General features: G+C 41.4%; 27 protein-coding genes. 2 read left to right on the top strand and 25 right to left on the bottom strand.

What is annotated here, in order from left to right; translation table 11 throughout:
• Positions 1-120 precede the first annotated feature (120 nt).
• On the top strand, positions 121-1392 hold the full coding sequence (locus STO1_RS03330) for an aminotransferase-like domain-containing protein (RefSeq protein WP_084939136.1): 1272 nt from the start codon (positions 121-123) through the stop codon (positions 1390-1392).
• Between the two features lie 22 nt (positions 1393-1414).
• Here STO1_RS03330 and STO1_RS03325 read toward each other — a convergent pair whose 3' ends face one another.
• The 24 genes from STO1_RS03325 to STO1_RS03205 all read right to left on the bottom strand — a co-directional run bounded on the left by STO1_RS03325 (position 1415) and on the right by STO1_RS03205 (position 19377).
• Positions 1415-2227 (bottom strand): ABC transporter substrate-binding protein, encoded by an 813-nt coding sequence (locus STO1_RS03325; protein ID WP_061588287.1) that lies wholly within the window; start codon positions 2225-2227, stop codon positions 1415-1417.
• 156 nt (positions 2228-2383) lie between these two features.
• The gene (phoU, locus tag STO1_RS03320) at positions 2384-3037 is read right to left on the bottom strand and encodes a phosphate signaling complex protein PhoU (RefSeq protein ID WP_000946475.1); all 654 of its coding nucleotides are present in this window, start codon (positions 3035-3037) and stop codon (positions 2384-2386) included.
• A gap of 11 nt (positions 3038-3048) precedes the next feature.
• Positions 3049-3807, bottom strand: a complete 759-nt coding sequence (pstB, locus tag STO1_RS03315; protein ID WP_096421957.1) for a phosphate ABC transporter ATP-binding protein PstB — start codon at positions 3805-3807, stop codon at positions 3049-3051.
• 12 nt (positions 3808-3819) lie between these two features.
• Positions 3820-4623: a phosphate ABC transporter ATP-binding protein PstB gene (gene pstB, locus STO1_RS03310; RefSeq protein WP_000049851.1), complete on the bottom strand. Its 804-nt coding sequence runs from the start codon at positions 4621-4623 to the stop codon at positions 3820-3822.
• A gap of 10 nt (positions 4624-4633) precedes the next feature.
• The gene (gene pstA / locus STO1_RS03305) at positions 4634-5518 is read right to left on the bottom strand and encodes a phosphate ABC transporter permease PstA (protein ID WP_061588288.1); all 885 of its coding nucleotides are present in this window, start codon (positions 5516-5518) and stop codon (positions 4634-4636) included.
• A complete protein-coding gene (gene pstC, locus STO1_RS03300) occupies positions 5508-6425 on the bottom strand; it encodes a phosphate ABC transporter permease subunit PstC (protein WP_096421955.1) in 918 nt (305 codons plus the stop codon). The genes pstA and pstC overlap by 11 nt, the downstream gene beginning before the upstream one ends.
• Positions 6425-7303, bottom strand: a complete 879-nt coding sequence (locus tag STO1_RS03295; RefSeq protein ID WP_057489349.1) for a phosphate ABC transporter substrate-binding protein PstS — start codon at positions 7301-7303, stop codon at positions 6425-6427. Before STO1_RS03295 ends, pstC begins: the two co-directional genes overlap by 1 nt.
• A gap of 114 nt (positions 7304-7417) precedes the next feature.
• Positions 7418-8722: an RsmF rRNA methyltransferase first C-terminal domain-containing protein gene (locus STO1_RS03290; protein WP_061588291.1), complete on the bottom strand. Its 1305-nt coding sequence runs from the start codon at positions 8720-8722 to the stop codon at positions 7418-7420.
• A complete protein-coding gene (locus STO1_RS03285; RefSeq protein ID WP_084939141.1) occupies positions 8723-9496 on the bottom strand; it encodes an inositol monophosphatase family protein in 774 nt (257 codons plus the stop codon).
• Positions 9486-9764, bottom strand: a complete 279-nt coding sequence (locus STO1_RS03280) for a UPF0223 family protein (RefSeq protein WP_061588293.1) — start codon at positions 9762-9764, stop codon at positions 9486-9488. The genes STO1_RS03285 and STO1_RS03280 overlap by 11 nt, the downstream gene beginning before the upstream one ends.
• A complete protein-coding gene (locus tag STO1_RS03275) occupies positions 9765-10166 on the bottom strand; it encodes a Spx/MgsR family RNA polymerase-binding regulatory protein (RefSeq protein WP_061588294.1) in 402 nt (133 codons plus the stop codon).
• A gap of 220 nt (positions 10167-10386) precedes the next feature.
• A complete protein-coding gene (locus STO1_RS03265; RefSeq protein ID WP_096421953.1) occupies positions 10387-11004 on the bottom strand; it encodes a TIGR01906 family membrane protein in 618 nt (205 codons plus the stop codon).
• Positions 10994-11767 (bottom strand): TIGR01457 family HAD-type hydrolase, encoded by a 774-nt coding sequence (locus STO1_RS03260; protein ID WP_096421951.1) that lies wholly within the window; start codon positions 11765-11767, stop codon positions 10994-10996. Before STO1_RS03260 ends, STO1_RS03265 begins: the two co-directional genes overlap by 11 nt.
• Before the next feature lie 10 nt (positions 11768-11777).
• Positions 11778-12515 carry an acyl-[acyl-carrier-protein] thioesterase gene (locus STO1_RS03255; protein ID WP_096421949.1) on the bottom strand — a complete coding sequence of 246 codons (738 nt, stop codon included), beginning with the start codon at positions 12513-12515 and terminating at the stop codon, positions 11778-11780.
• 4 nt (positions 12516-12519) lie between these two features.
• Complete coding sequence (gene hemW / locus STO1_RS03250; RefSeq protein ID WP_061588298.1) at positions 12520-13650, bottom strand: radical SAM family heme chaperone HemW; 1131 nt, start codon at positions 13648-13650, stop codon at positions 12520-12522.
• Between the two features lie 73 nt (positions 13651-13723).
• Positions 13724-14122: a YtxH domain-containing protein gene (locus STO1_RS03245; RefSeq protein WP_061588299.1), complete on the bottom strand. Its 399-nt coding sequence runs from the start codon at positions 14120-14122 to the stop codon at positions 13724-13726.
• A gap of 15 nt (positions 14123-14137) precedes the next feature.
• Entirely contained in the window at positions 14138-14521 is a 384-nt protein-coding gene (locus STO1_RS03240) for a DUF948 domain-containing protein (RefSeq protein ID WP_096421947.1), read from the bottom strand.
• A complete protein-coding gene (lgt, locus tag STO1_RS03235; RefSeq protein WP_045617417.1) occupies positions 14522-15310 on the bottom strand; it encodes a prolipoprotein diacylglyceryl transferase in 789 nt (262 codons plus the stop codon). It lies immediately after the preceding gene.
• Positions 15303-16238, bottom strand: a complete 936-nt coding sequence (hprK, locus tag STO1_RS03230; RefSeq protein ID WP_000115137.1) for an HPr(Ser) kinase/phosphatase — start codon at positions 16236-16238, stop codon at positions 15303-15305. Before hprK ends, lgt begins: the two co-directional genes overlap by 8 nt.
• A 131-nt stretch (positions 16239-16369) precedes the next feature.
• The gene (rpsU, locus tag STO1_RS03225) at positions 16370-16546 is read right to left on the bottom strand and encodes a 30S ribosomal protein S21 (RefSeq protein WP_000048054.1); all 177 of its coding nucleotides are present in this window, start codon (positions 16544-16546) and stop codon (positions 16370-16372) included.
• A gap of 93 nt (positions 16547-16639) precedes the next feature.
• Positions 16640-17197 (bottom strand): hypothetical protein, encoded by a 558-nt coding sequence (locus tag STO1_RS03220; RefSeq protein ID WP_096421945.1) that lies wholly within the window; start codon positions 17195-17197, stop codon positions 16640-16642.
• A gap of 117 nt (positions 17198-17314) precedes the next feature.
• A complete protein-coding gene (locus tag STO1_RS03215) occupies positions 17315-17935 on the bottom strand; it encodes a Type 1 glutamine amidotransferase-like domain-containing protein (RefSeq protein WP_096421943.1) in 621 nt (206 codons plus the stop codon).
• A 13-nt stretch (positions 17936-17948) separates the two neighbouring features.
• Positions 17949-18566 (bottom strand): class I SAM-dependent methyltransferase, encoded by a 618-nt coding sequence (locus tag STO1_RS03210; protein WP_096421941.1) that lies wholly within the window; start codon positions 18564-18566, stop codon positions 17949-17951.
• A 103-nt stretch (positions 18567-18669) separates the two neighbouring features.
• Positions 18670-19377, bottom strand: a complete 708-nt coding sequence (locus tag STO1_RS03205) for a glucosamine-6-phosphate deaminase (protein ID WP_096421939.1) — start codon at positions 19375-19377, stop codon at positions 18670-18672.
• A 149-nt stretch (positions 19378-19526) separates the two neighbouring features.
• Between STO1_RS03205 and queA the strand changes: the two genes are divergently transcribed.
• Positions 19527-20555 carry a tRNA preQ1(34) S-adenosylmethionine ribosyltransferase-isomerase QueA gene (gene queA, locus STO1_RS03200; protein WP_096421937.1) on the top strand — a complete coding sequence of 343 codons (1029 nt, stop codon included), beginning with the start codon at positions 19527-19529 and terminating at the stop codon, positions 20553-20555.
• Positions 20556-20594: 39 nt separating this feature from the next.
• Here queA and STO1_RS03195 read toward each other — a convergent pair whose 3' ends face one another.
• Positions 20595-21455, bottom strand: coding sequence for a YihY/virulence factor BrkB family protein (locus STO1_RS03195; protein ID WP_096421935.1), 861 nt, complete (start codon positions 21453-21455; stop codon positions 20595-20597).
• Positions 21456-21473 lie beyond the last annotated feature (18 nt).

The raw sequence follows: 21473 nt of genomic DNA, 5'->3' as shown, positions 1-21473 counted from the left end.
AATCATTATACTTTCTAAGTATACCACATTTGCTCTTAGATGTGAAAGGGAGAAATGCTTTTCCCATTGCAAAGGAGGCAAAAAAAAGGTACAATGTAACAAAATCAAAGGAGGTCTGGAATGAAGAAAGAAAGTAAATACCAAGCAGTTGTTTCCTTTCTAAAAAAAGGAATCGAATCAGGAAAATTCCCAACAGGTAGCCGACTTCCCTCTATCCGTCAACTGAGCCAAGACTTCCACTGTAGCAAGGATACTATCCAACGAGCCCTATTGGAATTACGCCATGAACAATACCTCTATGCCAAACCCCAAAGTGGCTACTATGTTCTGGAACAAGGACAGCACCAAGACTTGGAAATCGAAGTCACTGACGAACACGCCAGTGCCTATGACGACTTCCGACTCTGTGTCAATGAAACCCTGATAGGTCGAGAAAACTACCTCTTCAACTACTATGATAACCAAGAAGGACTTGAGGAACTCAGACAATCTGTCCATCAACTCCTCTTTGACCAGTCTCTCTACTGCAAACCCGACCAACTGGTTCTAACATCTGGTACCCAGCAAGCTCTCTTTATCCTTTCTCAGATTAACTTTCCGAGCGAGGGAGCTGAGATTTTGGTCGAACAGCCGACCTATCACCGAATGAACCGCCTCTTGGTCGCTCAGGGATTAACCTACCAGACCATTGAACGCCGTATTGATGGTATTGACCTTGAAGAACTGGAAAAACAGTTCAAATCTGGGAAAATCAAGTTTTTCTATACCATTCCTCGCTTCCACTATCCCCTAGGTCATTCCTACTCTGATCAGGAAAAAAGGGTTATTCTGAATCTAGCAAACCAGTATGGTGTTTACATCGTAGAGGATGACTATCTAGGGGACCTAGATCCTAGAAAGGGCCAAACCTTCCACTATCTGGATACAGAGGATCGCGTCATTTATATCAAGTCCTTCTCAACCAGCCTCTTTCCAGCCCTTCGTATCACAGCTCTCATTCTCCCAAATGCTCTAAAAGAGGCCTTTGTTTCCTACAAAAATATCCTGGACTATGACAGCAATCTTATCATGCAAAAGGCTCTTTCTCTTTACATCGATAGCCAGTTATTTGAAAAAAATCGATTGGCCAGACTGACCCTTCAAGAGAACTATCAAGCTCAGATTAAGGAAGTACTTGAAAAAAATACCTGTCCCTTGCCCCACTATCCTCTACACGATGGCCTTCTGCTTGATTTGAGACACTATCCTAAGATTGCCAGTTTGAAACACAGCTCACTCAAACTAGACTTTTTTGAGAAGGCTTATTTGGACGCCTGTCCTTATCAGTTCGCCAAAGTCACTCTTGAAAATCTAGAAGAGCTATTAGAATACATAAAAGCAGAGTTAGATTAAAGTCCAACTCTGTTTTTTCTTATTATTCAACTTCTGTTAGTTTCGCTGCTTTTTCAAGATAGTTTTGATAGGTTCCGTCATCTTTTAGTTTTTGGATAACCTTATCTACTACTGCTTTCAAGTCTGATTGATCCTTCTTGATAGCAACGGCATTGGCTTCGCCATCTTTCATCGTCAAGTTAACAGATGCAACAACAAGGTCTGAGTTTTTGCCTGCGTAACTAAGAGCCACTGGTTCATCCATATGAACAGCATCCACTTTTCCAGCCTGCAATTCATTGATTGCCTCTCCCATATTGGTCAAGGATGTCAACTGGGCATTTGGCAATTGTTCCTTGACCATGGTTTCTGGCACAGTTCCCTTTTGAGCTGCGATATTCGCACTTGCAAGGCTTGAAAGATCCTTGTATTTGTCTAAATCGGCTTTTCTAACCAAGAAGCTCATTTTGTTTTCATAGTAAGGGATTGAAAAGTCAAAGACTTCCTTTCTCTCATCTGTAGCACTAATTCCTGCAATGGCTAAGTCAGCCTTTCCAGTTTGAAGGCTGGTCAAAACATTGTCAAAACTCATGCTAGAGATTTCAAGTTTAACCCCAAGCTCATCCGCAATCGCTTGAGCCATATCAATATCTGCCCCAACCACTTGGTTTTTACCATCTACCAAGGATTGGAATTCAAATGGTGCATAGTCTGGACTGGTCGCAACGACTAGCTTTCCTTTTTGTTTGATAGCGTCCACAGCAGACTGGGAGCTATCCGTTCCTGACTGGCAAGCTACCAAAACCATGCTGGCAAGCATGCTACATACAACTAACATCCATTTTTTTAATTTCATAAATAAACGACCTTTCTGTTATTTCTGAATAATTATAATCCTTTTAAAAATAGTTGTCAACCCTTTTAAAGATTTTGAATGTAAAATAATTCTTTTCATAAAAAGAAGACTGATTTATCACAATCAGCCTTTTATTCTGTATATTTAAACCGTTTCTTATAGTTCAACGATTTTCCCTGTTTCAAAGTAAACAACCCATTCACAGATATTTTTAGCGTAGTCTCCGATACGTTCCAAGAAGGAAATGACCTGGAAGTAATCACGACCTGTAACGATGGCTTCAGGATGTTTCTTAATTTCTTCTGTAGCCAAATCACGAATGCTATCAAAGTAATGGTTGATTTTTTCGTCCATCGCTGCTACTTCGTAGGCTTGATCCACCGAACCATTCAGATAGAGATCTAGAGCCGCTTCGACGAAGTTTTTCACATCGCGTCCCATCTTTTTGATCTCTTCTTCAACTGCAGGAATGCGTTGTTCCCCCTTCATACGAATAGTTGCTTTTGCGATTGACACTGCATGGTCTCCCATGCGTTCCAGGTCTGATACTGCCTTAAGAACTGTCAATACCGTACGGAGGTCTTGAGAAACAGGTTGTTGAAGCGCGATCATTTCAAATGATTTCTTTTCGAGTTTCACTTCATATCCATTTACTTCTGCATCTTCCTCAATAACTTCTTTTGCCAAATCACGGTCATGTGTGACAAAGGCACGCACTGTACGATTGATTTGTGAGAGCACTTCTTGTCCCATGGCATAGAACTGGTTGTGCAATTTCTCCAAATCTTCTTCAAATTGAGATCGTAACATCATTCAACTCCTTATCCAAATTTTCCTGTAATATAATCTTCTGTTTCCTTGTTTTGTGGGTCTAGGAACATTTTCTTCGTATCGTTAAACTCAATCAAATCCCCATCTAGGAAAAAGCCTGTTTTATCAGAGATACGAGAGGCCTGTTGCATCGAACGTGTTACCAAGAGCATGGTGTATTTATCTTTCAGACCATACAAGGTTTCCTCAATCTTACCAGCCGAGATAGGATCCAAAGCTGAAGTCGGTTCATCCAAGAGAATAATCTTGGGACTGGTTGCTAAGACACGGGCAACACAAACACGTTGCTGTTGGCCACCTGAGAGACCAATGGCTGAATCATGCAAGCGATCCTTGACCTCATCCCAGATAGAAGCACGTTGCAAAGATTTTTCTACTGCTTCATCCAAAACATGTTTATCCTTGACTCCATTGATACGTAAGCCGTAGACAACATTTTCATAGATAGACATAGGGAAAGGATTGGGCTGTTGAAAGACCATACCGATTTCCTTACGCAATTCAACCGTATCGGTACGTGGACTGTAGATATTGTGGCCATTATAAATCACTGTTCCAGTTGTTGTCACCTCAGGATTTAGATCGCCCATGCGGTTGATGGCTTTGAGCAGGGTGGACTTTCCTGATCCAGAAGGACCAATCAAGGCTGTTATTTCCTTAGGTTGGAAAGAAAGGGAAACACTATTCAAAGCCTTCTTTTTATTGTAATAAACGGACAGGTCTTTAACCTGCAAAATCGGTTCTGTCATACTGCTTCCTTTCTAACCAAAGTGTCCCGTTACATAGTCATTGGTTGACTGTAGCTTGGCATTTTGGAAAATATTGGATGTCTTATCATACTCAATCAAATCACCCAAGTAGAAAAATCCTGTGTAGTCACTTGCACGCGCAGCCTGTTGCATACTGTGGGTAACGATGATGATGGTAAAGTCCTTCTTCAATTCCAACATGGTTTCTTCCAGCTGGGCTGTCGCAATCGGATCCAAGGCTGACGCTGGCTCATCCATCAAGAGGATGTCTGGCTTGACAGAGATGGCTCGCGCGATGCAGAGACGTTGTTGCTGACCACCAGAAAGCATCAAGGCTGATTTGTGAAGGTCATCTTTGACCTGGTCCCAAAGGGCAGCCTGACGGAGCGAAGTTTCCACAATTTCATCCAAGACCTTCTTGTCCTTGACTCCTGCACGTTCATGAGCAAAAGTAATGTTGCGGTAGATAGACTTAGCAAATGGGTTTGGCCGTTGGAAGACCATTCCAATATGCTTGCGCATCTCATAGACATTGATTTCTGGACGGTTGACGTCAATCCCTCGGTAGAGTATTTGACCTGTGACCTTGGCAATATCAATGGTATCATTCATCCGATTGAGACTGCGAAGATAAGTAGATTTCCCAGATCCAGAAGGACCAATCAAGGCCGTAATTTTATTTTTTTCAAATTGCATATCGATGCCCTTAATGGATTCATTTTTACCGTAGTAAACATGTAAATCCTTGGTAGAGAGGGCCACTTTTTCTTCAGGGAAGGTGATGATATGCTTTTCATCCCAGTTATATTTTGACATGGCTTCTCCTTTAGGCAGCGGTTAGTTTCTTATGTAGGTAACTTCCAAGTTTGCGGGCTCCGAAGTTAAAGATTAAGATAAAGATGAGGAGCACGGCTGCAGAACCTGCTGATACGATAGTACCATCTGGGATGGTTCCCTCGCTATTGACTTTCCAGATGTGGACAGCCAATGTTTCTGCTTGACGGAAGATGGAGATGGGACTGGTAACACTGAGGATATTCCAGTTAGACCAATCAAGGGCTGGGGCGGATTGTCCTGCCGTATAGATCAGAGCGGCAGCCTCACCAAAGATACGGCCAGACGCCAAGACAACACCCGTAACGATGCCTGGAAGAGCTTCTGGAATGACAACATGGACCACAGTCTCCCAACGAGAAATTCCAAGGGCAAGTCCAGCCTCTCGTTGCGTATGGTGAACGTGTTTTAAACTATCCTCAACATTTCGAGTCATCTGTGGCAGATTAAACACCGTCAAGGCCAAGGCACCTGAAATGATTGAAAATCCATACTCAAACTGGACTACAAAAATCAAGTAACCAAAGAGACCCACAACGACTGATGGTAGAGAAGACAAGATTTCAATACAGGTTCTGACAAAATTTGTCACAGGACCCTTTTTTGCATATTCAGCTAGGTAAATCCCAGCCCCCATAGACAAAGGCACAGAGATAATCAAAGTAATGACTAAAAGGAAGAAGGAATTGTAGAGCTGAATCCCGATACCCCCACCTGCTTGATAAGAGGAAGATTTCCCAGTCAAGAAGGACCAAGAGATGTGAGGTAATCCTCTCACCAAGATATAGAGAATCAAGGATGCCAAGATGGTCACGATGATACCCGCGATCGTATAGAGGACAGCTGTTGCAATTTTATCTAATTTCTTAGCGTGCATAGTTTTTCTTTCCTCTTTCTTTCGTAATCAATTTAATCACACTGTTAAAGGCCAAACTCATCAAGAGCAATACCAAGGCCAGTGACCAGAGTACGTTATTATCAACTGTACCCATGACAGTATTTCCGATACCCATAGTCAAAACAGAAGTCAAAGTCGCAGCTGGCGTTGTTAGCGAGGTTGGGATAACTGCTGAGTTTCCGACAACCATCTGAATAGCAAGGGCTTCACCAAAGGCACGTGCCATCCCAAAGACCACTGCTGTAAAAATACCTGAACGAGCTGCTTTTAAGTTCACACGCCAGATGGTTTGCCAGCGAGTCGCTCCCATAGCCAAACTAGCTTCACGGTAGTGACGGGGCACAGCACGCAAACTGTCTGTTGTCATAAAGGTTACAGTTGGTAGAATCATGACAAAGAGAACGAAAATCCCTGACAAGATGCCAAAACCAGTTCCACCAAAGACACTACGAACAAATGGAACCACAACCTGCAAACCGATAAATCCATAAACAACTGAAGGAATCCCGACAAGGAGTTCAATGGCAGGTTGCAAGATTTTTGCACCCTTTGGTGATACTTCTGTCATAAAAACTGCTGCTCCAATAGCAAAGGGAGTCGCGATGAGGGCAGACAGGATTGTGACAATAAAGGAACCCAAAATCATTGGCAGGGCACCAAATTGTTTCCCTGAAGGATTCCAAGTCTGTCCAAAGAGGAAATCAAAGATGTTTACCCCATTGACAAAGAAGGTCGATAAGCCTTTTTGGGCTACAAAAATCAAAATCATCGCCACAATGATGACAATCAAAGAAAGGCAAGTGAAGGTCAAACCTTTACCAAACTTCTCAAGGCGAGAGTTCTTTGAAGGAGAGAGTAATTTTTTAGATAATTCTTCTTGATTCATTATTGACCTCCTTCTACTGCTGTAACGGTACCTGAAGCATCCTTTTGGACTTTCATTTCATTGATAGAGATATAGCCCATTCCCTTAACAATCCCATTTTGGGCTTCATCTGAGAGGACGAAATTCAGGAATTCAGCAGCTAACTCATTTGGCTGACCAAGTGTGTACATATGTTCATAAGACCACAAAGGCCAGTTGTTGGTCGTTACATTTTCAGACGTAGGTTCATACCCATTCAGTTTCATGCTCTTCACGGAGTCATCTACATAGGCAAAAGCTAGATAAGAAATGGCTCCAGGAGTTTGGGCTACAATGGACTTGACCATCCCGTTAGAATCCTGCTCTTGACTCTGCATAGCAGATTGGCCATTCATAACCACCGTATCAAACGTCGCTCGTGAACCAGAACTTGCTGCTCGGTTGATGATTGAAATTGCCAGATCTTTGCCCCCAACTTCTTTCCAGTTGGTCACTTCACCTGTAAAGATTTTGCGAAGTTGCTCGGTTGTGAGATTTTCAACAGTCACTTCTTTGTTTACAATCACTGCAAGGCCAGCCACTGCAACCTTGTGGTCTACCAGAGCTGAAGAATCGATTCCTTCTTTTTCCTCTGCAAAGACGTCAGAGTTCCCGATGTCAACTGCTCCAGACTGGACTTGGGAAAGTCCTGTACCCGATCCACCGCCTTGAACATTGACTGTTTTTCCGATGTTTCTAGAACCAAATTCATCTGCTGCCGCTTCAACAAGAGGCTGAAGAGCAGTTGAACCAACGGCTGTCATGGATTCTCCACGATCAATCCAGCTAGCACATCCTGCTAGAGAACCTGCCATCAAAAGAGCTGCAAGAGACATGACGAGCTTTTTTCTTTTTTTCACTATTTTTCTCCTTGAACATAATGATGAATGCTCTGGATTTTTCAAATATTTTTTGATTATTGTCAAAACCCATACTTCCAATATAACATAGAAAATCTTCTTTGACTAGCCCTTCTATCTAAATCTCAATCCTTTAGGAAAATAATTTTTTAAAATATTTCCAGTCACCTTTGCAAAGCCCAAACCATTGCCTTGAACCAAAACTTGATACCAGCCATTTGGTAGACTTTCAGCTAGTTGAACTGTTTCCCCAGCCACATATTTTACAAAGTCCTCATCCTTGATTTCAACCCTTTGTTTCACTTGACTTGGTTTCAAGGCTAATCCCAGAGTAAAACTTGGTTCAAAGCGTTTCTTCTTAAACGTACCCAGATGAAGTCCATTACGGGCAATTTTAAGTTTCCCTAGATCAGGTAGCATCTCTGGCAAGAGATAAAGTTGGTCTCCAAAAGTTTGTAAGATACCAGTTAGATTGACCTGTAAGTGTTTTTGGGCAAATTCTCGCCACAAGGCCAGCTGTTCACAACTAAGATTGGTCTTGCTGGCTTTGAATTTGGCTGCTGGATTTTCTCCCTTGAACTGCAAATGGGCAACAAACTGACCTTCTCCCTTAAAATGGTGAGGATACATCCGCGCAGTTTCAGGAAGATCAATTCCTGCTACCATACCATTCACATGCTCAACAGGAAGTAATTCAAAATCATAAGCATCTAATAACCAGCGAACGATCTCTTCGTTTTCCTCTGGCGCCCAGGTACAGGTTGAATAAACCAGACGGCCACCTTCTGCAAGCATGGTGACTGCATCTTCTAAAATCTCTCTTTGGAGATTGGCACATTGGCTAGGATAATCGAGGTTCCAATAGTCCATGGCATCTGGTTGTTTACGGAACATCCCTTCACCCGAGCAAGGGGCATCAAGGACAATCACATCAAAGTAGCCTTTAAAGACCTTGGCTAGGCGGTCCGCAGACTCATTGGTCACGACTACATTTGTAGCTCCAAATCGCTCCATATTTTCCACTAAAATCTTAGCCCGCTTGCTTGAAATTTCATTGGAAACAAGGACACCCTGATTAGCCAGATAAGCTGCCAATTGAGTAGATTTCCCACCTGGCGCTGCCGCCAAGTCCAAGACCTTCATGCCAGGACTTGGTTGAGCTACCTGGGCCACCATTTGGGCTGCAGGTTCTTGCGAATAAACGAAACCGGTCACGTGCTCTGGAGACTTTCCAGAGACCTTACCATAATACCCCCAAGGTGTATGGGGAATGGCATCTGCAAATGATAGCTGACTTTCTTTTAAGGGATTAACCCGAAAAGCCGATACTGCTTCCTGTTTAAAAGAGGCAAGAAAATCTCTTGCCTCATCTTCTAGTATCGCTTCATATTTTTCAACAAATCCTTCTGGAAATTGCATTTAATTTTCTTTCCTTTCATAAATGTAGGACTGAATCTCTTCTTGCATCTCGATTGGCACCATCATGACAGGCTGACACGTTTTAAAATCAGCAGGGTCACCAGAAACTGTAAGAAGACGATAGCCCAGACTTTCCCCTAGGATACTTGCAGCAGCGTAATCCCAAGGTTGCAAGTAGGAGATATAGGTCAGAAGGCGACCTGATAAAACCTTGGCTAAACTAATGGCCGCACTACCATAGACACGGACTCCTAACGCTGCCCGTCCTAAATCAGCTAAGCCCCACTCATTGCTTTCAAACATGCCTGAGTTACCAGCCACTAAAAATTCTTGAAGAGGTTTCTTTTTAAAACTAGTCAAGAGTTCCTTATTCCGATAGACAGGAAAGGCACCACCACCATGGTAACAATCCCCTTTCATGACATCATAAATGATACCGAATTTCCCAACCCCATTCTCAAAGTAGGCCAACATCACGGCAAAATCTTCCTTCTGAGCGACAAAGTTATTGGTACCGTCAATGGGATCAATCACCCAAACGGAACCTTGACCGACTCCAGCACGCAAACAGCCCTCTTCCGCACAAATCAAGTCTTCTGGATAAGATGCTAAAATTCTACCAACCAAAAGATCCTGAACTTCCTTATCCAAACGCGTCACCAAGTCAGTAGGTGAAGACTTTCGCTCGACCTGCAAATCTTCTTTCATGTGAGCCAAAATATAGTCAGCAGCTTCTTGCACAATCTGTTTGGCAAATTCAAATTTAGTTTCCAAGAGAAATCTTCCCTTCTCTTTTTTCTTTTGCTAATTGAACCGCATGATAGAAGGAATAACCGCTAACCGTCTCAAATTCGCGACCTAAGCGCTTTTCTTCGCTTTTGCTAGGAACAACGGTCTTAAATTCCTTGTAGGAATCTAGCAGTTTTTTTGCTTCTACCTTATCTTCATAAGCAGCTTCAACATCATTAAAAAAAGAAAGCACTGAAGCAAGTTCTTCAGTGCTCCACGACAAATCTAGTGGGTAACTATACTGTTTGTTCATCTATCCAATACCAGCTCTCAATGTTGCTTCTTTCAATTCTTGTTTACGGTAACTACGAGGGAGAAAAGCACGAATCTCATCTTCATTAAAACCGATTTGCATGCGTTTGGTATCTGTAATAATTGGGCGACGCAAAAGACTAGGATATTGCTCAATCAACTGAAGCAACTCCGATACCGAGATACTCTCTACATCAATATCTAATTTTTGAAAGATTTTTGAACGAGTTGAAATGATGTCATCAGTACCATTTTCGGTCAAGGAAAGAATATTTTGTAATTCTTTTCTTGTTAAAGGACTAGTCATAATATTATGCTCTTGAAAGGGCACTTTATGCGTCTCTAACCAAGCCTTTGCCTTACGACATGATGTACAACTCGGTGATAAAAATAGTGTAATCATGCTTTTCTCTTCTTTTATCTATACTTGCTATTTCTATTATACAAAAAAATAAAGCGCTTGACTAGGTATTTTTAGAAAAAAAGCCTATTTTTTCATAGAAAATAGACTGTTTTCTGCAAAAATCTCCTGCTTTGCAAGTTTATCTTTAGGATAACCTAACAATAAATAGGGAGTAGAGCAACTTCTCTCGTTTTTTATTAAAAATACAGAATGTTATCCTCTATTTCCTTGAAGCTTTGACAAGAAGGAAACCGTATATTCCTTCATACAAAGCAAAAAAAAGCAAAAAGGCATGGAGGAAGAAAATCTCTGGCAAAATCCAAATAACTGGGTCCTTTGCTGGATCAAAAAGCCAAGTATCATCTCCTACAAAGAGAATCTGATGAAAAAGCGTAAAGAATTGCTCAAAGCCAATCAACACTCCTACAAGCCCAATGACCAGAGGCAATAGCACTAGAATCAAGATACTTTTACGATATAGGGGCAAAAAGCCTTTTTTCACAATCTTTTTAACAAAGAAATAGAAACTTGGAAGTGACACTAGGGCAACTAGCTGAACTAAGTGGAAGAGATTCTTCACCACCGCAAAGTGATGTAAACCAGCCGCTGATGAACGAAAATCCGGCATCTCTAAGACCTGACTAAAGGGATTGGTCAGGTAATTCATCAAGATATGAAAATTGTACTGAATGGTTTCGGGCTTTAGATAAACTCGATTCGCTAAGTTCAGCCACTCAATTTCCCAAGGATAGAAAACCCATGCCAGATAAATAGTCAGTAGGATAGAAAGGGAGAGGAGAAAGAGCATACTTCCCCAAAAGGTTAGTTTAGTTTTCATCAAAATCCCACTCCGCTAGGCTAGAAAGCACATGAGTCGGGGCGATTGGCAAGTCCGCCACTTCTTCTGCTTTGGTGAAACCTGTCGTCACCAAGAGCGTTGGAATGCCATTGTCAATCCCTGCTCGAATGTCCGTCAGATAGTTGTCCCCGACCATGAGCAAGTCTTCTCGATTCAAGCCCAAGTGCTGAACTGCCTTGTCCATGATGATAGCATTTGGTTTCCCGATATAAACCGGTTTCACTCGTGTTGCTACTTCAAGAAGGGTAATTAGTGAACCAGCACCAGGCAAAAGACCACGTTCCGTCGGGATATTGAGGTCAGGGTTGGTTCCGATAAAGTGAGCCCCCTTTTGAATGGCTAGAGTCGCCGTCGCAAATTTTTCATAGTCGACTTGCCAGTCCAGTCCAACTACCACATAGGCTGGATTTTCCTTGTCTTCGACATAACCGGCTGCCTTGATGGCATCCTTGAGCCCCGCTTCTCCGATGACATAGACTGTCTTTTCCAGTCCCAAGTCGTTCATATAGTCGATGGTTGCCAGAGTTGCCGTGTAGACAGTTGATAGAGGCGTGTCGATATTAAAATTCTGAGCCAACATCTCTTGAACGCTCTCAGGAGTACGAGTTGTATTATTGGTTACAAAGAGATAGGGAATTTCTCGCTTTTGCAACTCATGCACAAAAGCCTCACCTTCCGGAATCCGGTCTTTCCCCTTGTAGATAGTCCCGTCTAAATCAATTAAATAACCTTTATAAGTCATATCGTCCTTTCTAATTCGCTTCAATTTCTTGCCAAGTAATCATAGCTTGGGCATTAATCTCGCTATCACTGATAATCTCATGCTTGCTTTCTAGTCCCTTGAGTTCATAAGTTGAAGCAATCATGCCACCTGGTCGCACTTCTTTTACATATTTGAGATTGATTTTCTTTGGAATATACTTGGTCAAAAAGTCTGCTCCCATGACCTCAAAAATCCAATCCAGGTATTTGCTATTATTGACATGACCATTCATATCCAAGTCGTAAAAACGAACATGGTAGTCTTTGCTGATCGGATCTTCTAGATTTGCATACTTTGGCCCACGGATGAGTTTTTTATCAAACTCAGACTGATAAGGAGCAACAATCTCCGGTTCAACAGCATGAACTTTACGACTATCTCTGTCCATAAGAACAAAGGTTGCTACCATGCGAATGATTTCTTGACCTGCTTCATCATAGATAGTGAAACGGCGGTAGCAAAAAAGACGATTGTAAGTCAATGCTTCTGTTTCAATCGTAATCTCTTCAGCAAAGCAAGGCAAGCGCACCACGTCAATCGCATAGTCTGTAATAATCCAGACCAGATTGTAACGTTCTAACATATCTCTGTCGCTAACTCCCAGCTCAATTGACTGCATACCTGATACTTGCAAGGACAGCAAAATCACATCTGGAAGTTTGATATGACCGTTCATGTCCGCCATATCAAAAGGAATTTTCATTTTCATTTGATAAGTTAAGCCCATTGTTCTACTCCAAAATAAATCGTTCTGCTACAGTGTCTCCCAAGAAGAGACCCCTCTTTGTCATTCGGACACGATCACCGTCGATCTGCATAAGACCTTGTTGAACCAAGTCTCTGATGATTTCGCCATAAAGTCCATCAAAGGACCGTCCGAATTTTTCCTCAAATCGTGTCATGGAAACCCCGGATTTCTTGCGGAGTCCCAGGAACATTTCTTCTTCCATCTGCTCCCTTTGATTCAGGTGTTCTTCTGTAATGCGAGCATTTCCTGCCTCTACCGCATTGAGATAGTGGCGGATAGGACCGTGGTTTTTATAACGAACTCCATCCACATAACCTGACGCACCCGCACCGATACCATAATATTCAGCATTGTCCCAGTACATGAGATTGTGGCGACTTTCAAAACCAGGCTTTGAGAAATTGGAAATCTCATAATGCTCAAAACCAGCTCGCTCCAGCTCTGCGATGATGTACTCAAACATCTCAGCTTCTAACTCTTCCTTAGGCAGGGGCAATTTCCCACGTCGCATGCGGTTCATAAAGACCGTATGATTCTCCAAAATCAAGCTATAAAGACTCATATGAGGAATATCAAGCGAGATAGCCTTAGCTACATTGTCCTTGACCTGAACCATAGTTTGACCTGGAAGAGCATAGATTAGATCGATGGAGATATTGTCAAAACCAGCCAGTTTCAGGCGGTCGATATTTTCATAAATATCCTTCTCCAAATGACTACGCCCAATCTTTTTCAGCATTTTGTCATCAAAAGTCTGCACACCCAAGGAAACACGATTGACTGGCGACTGTTTCAAAACCGCAATCTTATCCGCGTCCAAGTCGCCTGGATTGGCTTCAATGGTCAACTCTTCCAAGACAGACAAGTCTAGATTTTTAGTCAAACCATCCAGAAGCACCTCTAATTGCGAAGCGGACAAAGCCGTTGGCGTCCCACCTCCAATGTAGAGAGTTCGTAACTTTTGGATATCATAAAAACGAAACTCCTCTAGCAAATGCTCCAGGTAACTATCTACTGGTTGATTCTTGATAAAGACCTTTGAAAAGTCACAATAATAACAAATCTGTGTGCAAAAGGGAATATGCACATAGGCGGACGTTGGTTTTTTCTGCATAGTACTTATTATACCACAAAGACAGGCTTGCAGATAAAAATCACCATCTCCAAAAACCAGAGATGGTGATGCATTATATTTCAGTAATATCAATGATAATTTCTTCTTGGCTTTCAGCGACGTCTGGAGTTGCTGACTGTTCTTGCCATTGCTCCTTGAGATTGTTAAAGGTTTCCTTTGACGCTTCTGTCGCTTGTCGAGCACAGTTTTTAGCTTGGTCAAGGACACTATCAAAAGTAATTTCACCAAATTCTACTTGTTCCTTTGTTTTCAGCACAAAGTCAGTTGCCTGTTCCTTCACTTCTGTTAGTTTTTCACAAACCTGCTCTCTAGCATATTCTGGATCTTCTCTCAAATCATCTAGAAAATCCTGAGCTTGACTACAAACTTGCTTACCCTTGTCACTTGTCAAAAACAAAGCAAGAGCCGCGCCTGAAACCGTACCTAAAAGGATAGAGGATAGTTTTCCCATAAGATTTCTCCTTTTTTATTTTTTGAAAAATTTACTTGCGACACGAAGAGCGGACAAGCCTGCACCTGTTTTAATGGTCTTTGAACCAGCAGATGAAGCTTTTTTGCCTAAGACACGTGCATGTTGGTTGAGGTCAGATACTGACTCAGACAAGTCCGCCACCGCCGTAAAGAGTGGATCAATAGTCGCAACTTTGTCGTTAATATCGTCTGCTAACACATTAACCTTAGCCAACAATTCATTAGTCTGATGCAAGGTAACGTCCACATCTGAGCTCAATATTTTGATGGTCTTCTCTGTCTCATCAATCATACGACCTGCTTTTTGAATCGTGATTGTCAAATAGACTAAACAGACAATCAAAGCAATCGCAACAAGTATATATGCAACTTCTAACATTTATTTTTCCTCCTCAGTATGATAGAAAGGGGCTTTCTTTCGATTTTGATAAAGTATGATAAAAATACCGAGTCCGATAAGAACAACTGATAACCACTGGGAAACTCGCAGACCAAAGAACATGAGACTATCCGTCCGCATGCCTTCGATAATCATACGACCAAAGCCATACCAAATCAAGTAGAATGCCGTAATATGACCACGTCTGATTCCCTTTAATTTTCGTCTAAAAATCAGAATCAAAGCAAATCCGATCAGATTCCAAACCGACTCATATAAGAAGGTCGGCTGACGGTAGCTGCCATCAATGTACATCTGGTCACGGATAAAGCCTGGCAAATAATCCAGACTATCTACTGCTGCACCGTAGGCTTCTTGGTTAAAGAAGTTCCCCCAGCGTCCTAAACTCTGGGCAACCATGACGCTCGGTGCTGCAATATCTAAGAAATCCCAAGTATTAATCAGCTTTCTATCTGCAAAGATATAAAGGACAATAGCGCCCGCTATCAAACCTCCATAAATGGCCAAACCACCATTCCAGATGGCAATGATTTCACCTGGATTTTGCAGGTAATAATCTAAGCGAAAGAGTACGTAGTATAGTCTAGCACCTAAAATCGCAACTGGAAAAGCAATCAGAATGAAATCCAAAATATCATCTGACAGGATTTTCTTTTTAGGAGCTTCCTTCATGGCAAGGTAGACTGCCAAAACCAAACCAGCCACAATACACAAAGCATACCAACGAATAGAAAAAGGACCGATTTCAAATGCGACTGGATTAATCATTTTTCACCTCATTTTGAGCGATCAGACTTGTCAAGCGTTCTTCAAATAAACGTGTCGCATCAAAGCCCATTTCCTTAGCACGGTAGTTCATGGCAGCCGCCTCAATGACAACAGAAATATTGCGTCCTGTTTTTACTGGGATGCGGATACGTGGAATGGCTACACCAGAAATCTCGATTTCTTCAGCATTATTTCCTAAGCGATCGAAGGTCTTATGCGTATCATAATTTTCCAAATAAACTGCTAGTTGAACTTGTGAAGAATCCTTAACTGCACTTGCTCCGTAGAGACTCATCACATCAATAATCCCCACTCCACGAATCTCAAGTAAATGCCTCAAAATTTCAGCTGGCTCTCCCCAAAGGGTCATTTCGTCTTTTGCAAAAATATCTACACGATCATCTGCCACCAAACGGTGTCCACGTTTCACAAGTTCCAGACCAGTTTCACTCTTACCGATACCGCTATCCCCTTGGATCAAGACACCCATGCCATAAATATCCATCAAGACACCATGAACACTGGTCCGTTCTGCCAAACGAGAATCCAAATAGCTAGATAATTCTCCTGACAGGCGACTAGTAGCTGTTCGACTGGTTAAAATCGCAATCTTACATTCCCTGGCAGCTTTCAACATTTCTTCTGGAACTACTAAACCACGCGCAACAATAACCACTGGTGTTTCTGGTTGAAACATCTTGGTCAACACCTTATAACGGTTGTGAGAAGACATGGAGACTAAATAAGACCATTCCTTCATTCCCAACAGCTGAAGTCGCTCCGGAGTATAGTAATCAAAATAGCCTGTCATTTCAAGACCTGGTCGAGAAATGTCCGCAGTATTGATTTCTTTTTCAAGTAAATCGCCTTCACCATAAACAATGTCTAATCTGAGCTTTTCAATGACTTCTTTTACTAAAACCGACATAATTTCCTCCTTCAATCGAGTTCTCCCTACTATTATATCAAATTGTGGTAGGAAGTTTCCTTTTTTTGCAGGATTTACAGTATTTATTTGGAAAGAAAAAAGGCTAGACAAGTCTAGCCTTTCATTTCAAATTAGAATTTTTTACGTTTACGAGCTGCTTCTGATTTACGTTTACGTTTTACAGAAGGTTTTTCATAGAATTCACGTTTGCGTGTTTCTTGAAGAGTACCAGCTTTAGTAACCGCACGTTTGAAACGACGAAGTGCATCGTCAAGAGATTCATTCTTACGTACTACTGTTTTAGACATTTTTTTCACTCCCTTCAAGTTCAAGATCTATTCCATTTTACACACAAAGTGAATAATTGTCAAGAGAAAAGCAACCATAAACTTCTATTATTTTTACTTTCTTCTTTTGAAGATGAAATAAATCACTAAGATGCAGAGAATCAAGCCCAAAACAGCTGGTTTTACAATCGATATACCACTTCCTCCACTAAATAAAAGACTATGGGCAACCTTCAGAAACGCTCCGATCACTACTGTTGCTAATAATCCATACCAACGTCTACTCCATGTTAAGGATATAATCGCCGTAAAAAATGCTAGAATCGTCGCCAGAATGATAACTTTTTCAATACTCCATCCGCTCGTAAAATAAGTCTTCTCAAAATTCAAAAACTCAATTACTTTTACATCAACTATTTCCGGATTTGGGAACCAAAACATGCTAGTAAATAGGCAAAATATAGAAAAGAAAATCAGGCTATAGGATTTTTTATAAGCTCCCATTACAATTGGAATAATAAAGAGAGGGCGAATATACCAACTCAGAGTATTCTGGTGTCTAGTAAACGCCCACTCAAAGAAGCTCGTATCTGATAAAAAAACGACAATGGTAGCAATCGTTAGAAACAAGAAAACAATCCCACCTATTTTATCTAACGTTTTTATTTTCATAACTTTTCCCTTCTTGAATTCATAAAATTAATCTATCCATGGCAGATTCCCACTAAGTGAATTATCAACCGCTAATCGTTTTAGTGGTAAAATATCAATGTTCTTCCAACCACACTTTTATTCTATTGTCAAGATATCTATTTGCTCATCGTTAACGATAATTGCTTGGTGGTTATGAAGCGGTAGCAATTCAAGCTGCTTTTTATACATTTCAAAGGTATTTTTGCTACTATCAGTAAAAGGTTCCTCACCATAATGTGGAAGGATGTAAAAATCCACTTCATCCAATCCCGTTGTATCAGATAACTCTGTCGCTACCGTCTTGTCGTCCATGAGTTTATTGTAGTCAATATCCTTGGCTGTAATGATAGCCCCTGATGATTCTCCCACATAGATCAGCCCATCTCTTATTTGTTCTTTGATAAGAGATAGGAGTTGTTTTTTCTTTAATTCTTGTAATAAATAAAAGGTATTCCCGCCAGAGATATAAAGAATTTTGCTTTGGAAAATCTTTGCCTGAGCAGTTTCTCGATCACAAGAAGCAATATCTAGAACCTCTATCTCAAATCCTAAATCCCTGAATGTTTGCTGAGCCTCATCGATATAGGCAGTATAGTCCTCTTTGTTCCCAGCGGTAGGAATAAATAAAACCTTGTTTTCTAGATTCTTTTCCTTTGCATAATCGCTAAAAAGCTTTTTGACTCCAGCAAAGTATGAACATAGAAATAATTGTTTCATGATTGTACCTCCATTAATGTTTAACAATTTTATAAAGGATCCATGATCCCTTTCTTTGACTAGTTACGAGCTCAAGCCCTACTGATAACAAGAATCGTCTAAATGCTTCTTCGCTTTGGACCTCTGGTAAAAAGTAAGACAACTTGTTATATTCACAAGCCAGTAAGAGCATCCCGCCTGATTTGAGTATTCTTCGAAGTTCCATAAAAGAAGCCTCTAGGTCCTGCCAATGAAAATGAGTTTGAAAGGCTGTGATTAAATCAACACTTTCATCAGAAAAGCCTGTCTCCCTAACGTCTCTTCGTTCAAAATTTAGATTAGTCATCTCTACCTGTTTGGCTTGAGCTATTGCAGTATCTGAAATATCGATTCCAGTTATGGTACTTTGCGGAAAAGTTTCTTTTAGCAGGATGGTTGAACGACCATTCCCAACTCCTACATCTAAGATTACAGGGTAAAATGTCCTATCCAGATAACGAATTGCCCATACAAACATGGGGAGATAGACTCGATTCCACAATTTCATCATTCGTTTTCCTAGAAAGCCCGAAGGACTCTTTGATTGCTGAATTAAGCGACTAAACAGAAACATTAAAAGTAAAAAACAAATAAAACCGATTATATAAATCAAAGTTCGAGCCTCCCCGTATAGCTATATTATACCACTTTAGCAGGATAGTGAACATTTGAAGTAAAAAGCCACTCACTCCAAAGAGCAAGTGGTTCTTGTCATTTTACTTTTCAAGCAAGCTGAGCGCTTCAGCATCTGCAATAATAGTCACATCAGGGTGGTTTTGTAGGCTACTTGCTGGAAGGTTCTCAGTCACTGGGCCTGATACTGTGCCAGCAATGGCCTCTGCTTTCGACTCACCGTAAGCAAAGAGAATAATTGACTTGGCATCCAAGATGTTTTTAATCCCCATTGAGATGGCTTGAGTTGGAACATCTTCAATCTTGTCAAAGAAGCGAGCATTGGCTTCAATTGTAGACTGGTCTAGGTCTACAAGGTGTGTCTGGCTATCAAAGGCAGTTCCTGGCTCATTAAAGCCGATATGTCCATTGCGGCCGATTCCCAAGATTTGCAAATCAACTCGATGGTCAGCCAAAATTTGGTTATAGCGTTCAACTTCAGCCTCAGCATTGTCCTTAATTCCACGAGGTAAGAAGCTTTCTTTAAATGGTTTTTGGTTGAATAAGTGTTCTTGCATAAAATGACGGTAAGACTGAGGATTGTCTCCGTCAAGTCCTACATACTCATCAAGGTTTACACTGGTTAGATTTGAAAAATCAAGGTCACTCTCAACGATTTCCTTGTAAAACTCAAGCGGACTGCTCCCTGTCGCAAGTCCTAATGTTTGAGCACCATTGGCCAATTTTTCCTTCAAAATCTCAAAAGCAACTTTTCCACCTTCAACTTGATTTTCAACTTTAATAACTTTCATCTTTTCATCCTCCGTTTTAATCTATATTTATTATATGGTATAGACCAATTTTTGTCAAGTGAAAACGATTTAATTTCTAAAAAAAGAGCGCCCAAACTTGAAACATGTTATAATGGATAAGATTAGAACTTAGAAAGAATGATGAAAAAATGAATACAGCTGATTTTGATTTCCACTTGCCTGAGGAATTGATTGCCCAAACGCCACTTGAAAAACGAGATGCCTCCAAGCTTCTCATCGTAAACCGGGAAACGGGAGAAATGCAGGATAAACACTTCCACTCTATTATTGATATGTTGGAACCTGGTGATGCCCTTGTCATGAACGACACTCGCGTTCTCCCTGCCCGCCTCTATGGCCAAAAGGAAGAGACAGGAGGCCATGTGGAACTTCTCCTGCTCAAAAATACTAGTGGTGATGAGTGGGAAGTTCTGGCTAAACCTGCCAAACGCCTCAAGGTTGGCACTCGTATCAACTTTGGCGATGGTCGCCTCAGCGCTGTCGTTACAGAAGAATTGACCCACGGAGGCCGCATTGTCCGCTTCGAATACCAAGGAATTTTCCTAGAAGTCTTGGAAAGTCTAGGTGAAATGCCACTACCACCCTACATCCATGAAAAACTGGATGACCGTGAACGTTATCAAACCGTCTACGCCAAGGAAAGTGGCTCTGCTGCAGCACCAACTGCTGGACTGCACTTCACCAAAGAACTGCTAGCAGAAATCCAAGCTAAGGGGGTCCATCTGGTTTATCTGACCCTCCATGTCGGACTCGGAACCTTTAGACCTGTTTCTGTGGATAATCTAGACGAACACGAAATGCACTCAGAATTCTACCAGCTCTCTGAGGAAGCAGCAGCCACTCTTAGCTCTGTCAAGGAAAAGGGAGGTCGCGTCATTGCTGTCGGTACCACTTCTATCCGTACGTTGGAAACCATCGGTTCCAAGTTTGATGGGCAAATTCAGGCTGATTCTGGCTGGACCAATATCTTTATCAAACCTGGATACCAATGGAAGGTCGTGGATGCTTTCTCAACCAACTTCCACCTACCCAAATCAACTCTCGTCATGTTGGTTTCTGCCTTTGCCGGCCGTGAATTAGTCTTAGATGCCTACCAGCACGCTATTCAAGAACGCTATCGTTTCTTCAGTTTCGGCGATGCCATGTTTATCTATTAGAAAAATCCCTATTAGGAAACCTAATAGGGATTTTTCTAATCATTCCATACTAAACTTTGGATCTTTCAAACTCTGAACACTGGCATTGATAACCGCTCCGATAATCAAAATCTTTGCAATAAGAATAAACCAGAACATCATGACTACCACGATGATGGAACTGAAAAATCGGACATCGACTAGGTGATTGACATAGTTATTAAAATAAACAGAAAAGATATTCAATAAACCGATAAGAGTTAGCAAGACAAAGACACTTCCTGGTAAAACGTAGCGGATTCGTGGTGTTTTTACTTTTGGAAGGAAGTAATAAATCATAACCAGAATGGCAAAGATCAAAGCATAGACTAGAGGGCCTGTAAAATCTTGCAAGTAGGAAAATAGCGAGCTGTCTGATTGCCAGTAAGTTTTGAGGAGGTTGAGCAACATGCGACCAAACATACTCAAAAACAAGGCTAGGGCAAAAAGAATCTGCAAGCCAAGGCTAACAAGCAAACTCATCAACTGATGGGAGATAATCCCTCGACTCTTGGTCACTCCATAGGCTTTGTTAAAGGCTTTTTGAAGGAAATCCATTGATTTTGAAAAGGTCCAGAGTGCAGATAAAACGGCAAAACTCAGCAAACCAGTTGATGGTTGTGTCAGAACTTCTCGGACAATCTTGGCGACCACATCATACACTGTATCAGGCAAGAATTCCTTGATCGTAAGTAAGAAATTTGAGACCGGAATCTGAAAATAAGGCAAAATATTGACCATTATCATTAGCAAAGGAAAGATTGAAATCAACCAATAGTAGGCAACCGCAACACTGGTCAACTCACTATCCGATGCTTGATAATAATGCAAAAAAGCTTTCAATAATGGCTTATCCAATAGCTCCTTCCACCACTTTTTCATATCCCATCCTCCGTCATT

The sequence above is a fragment of the Streptococcus oralis subsp. tigurinus genome, from assembly GCF_002356415.1.
In the GTDB taxonomy this organism is placed as follows: Bacteria; Bacillota; Bacilli; order Lactobacillales; family Streptococcaceae; genus Streptococcus; species Streptococcus oralis_F.
The sequence above is the reverse complement of the archived record's forward strand: the minus strand, read 5'-3'. Positions and strand labels throughout refer to the sequence as shown.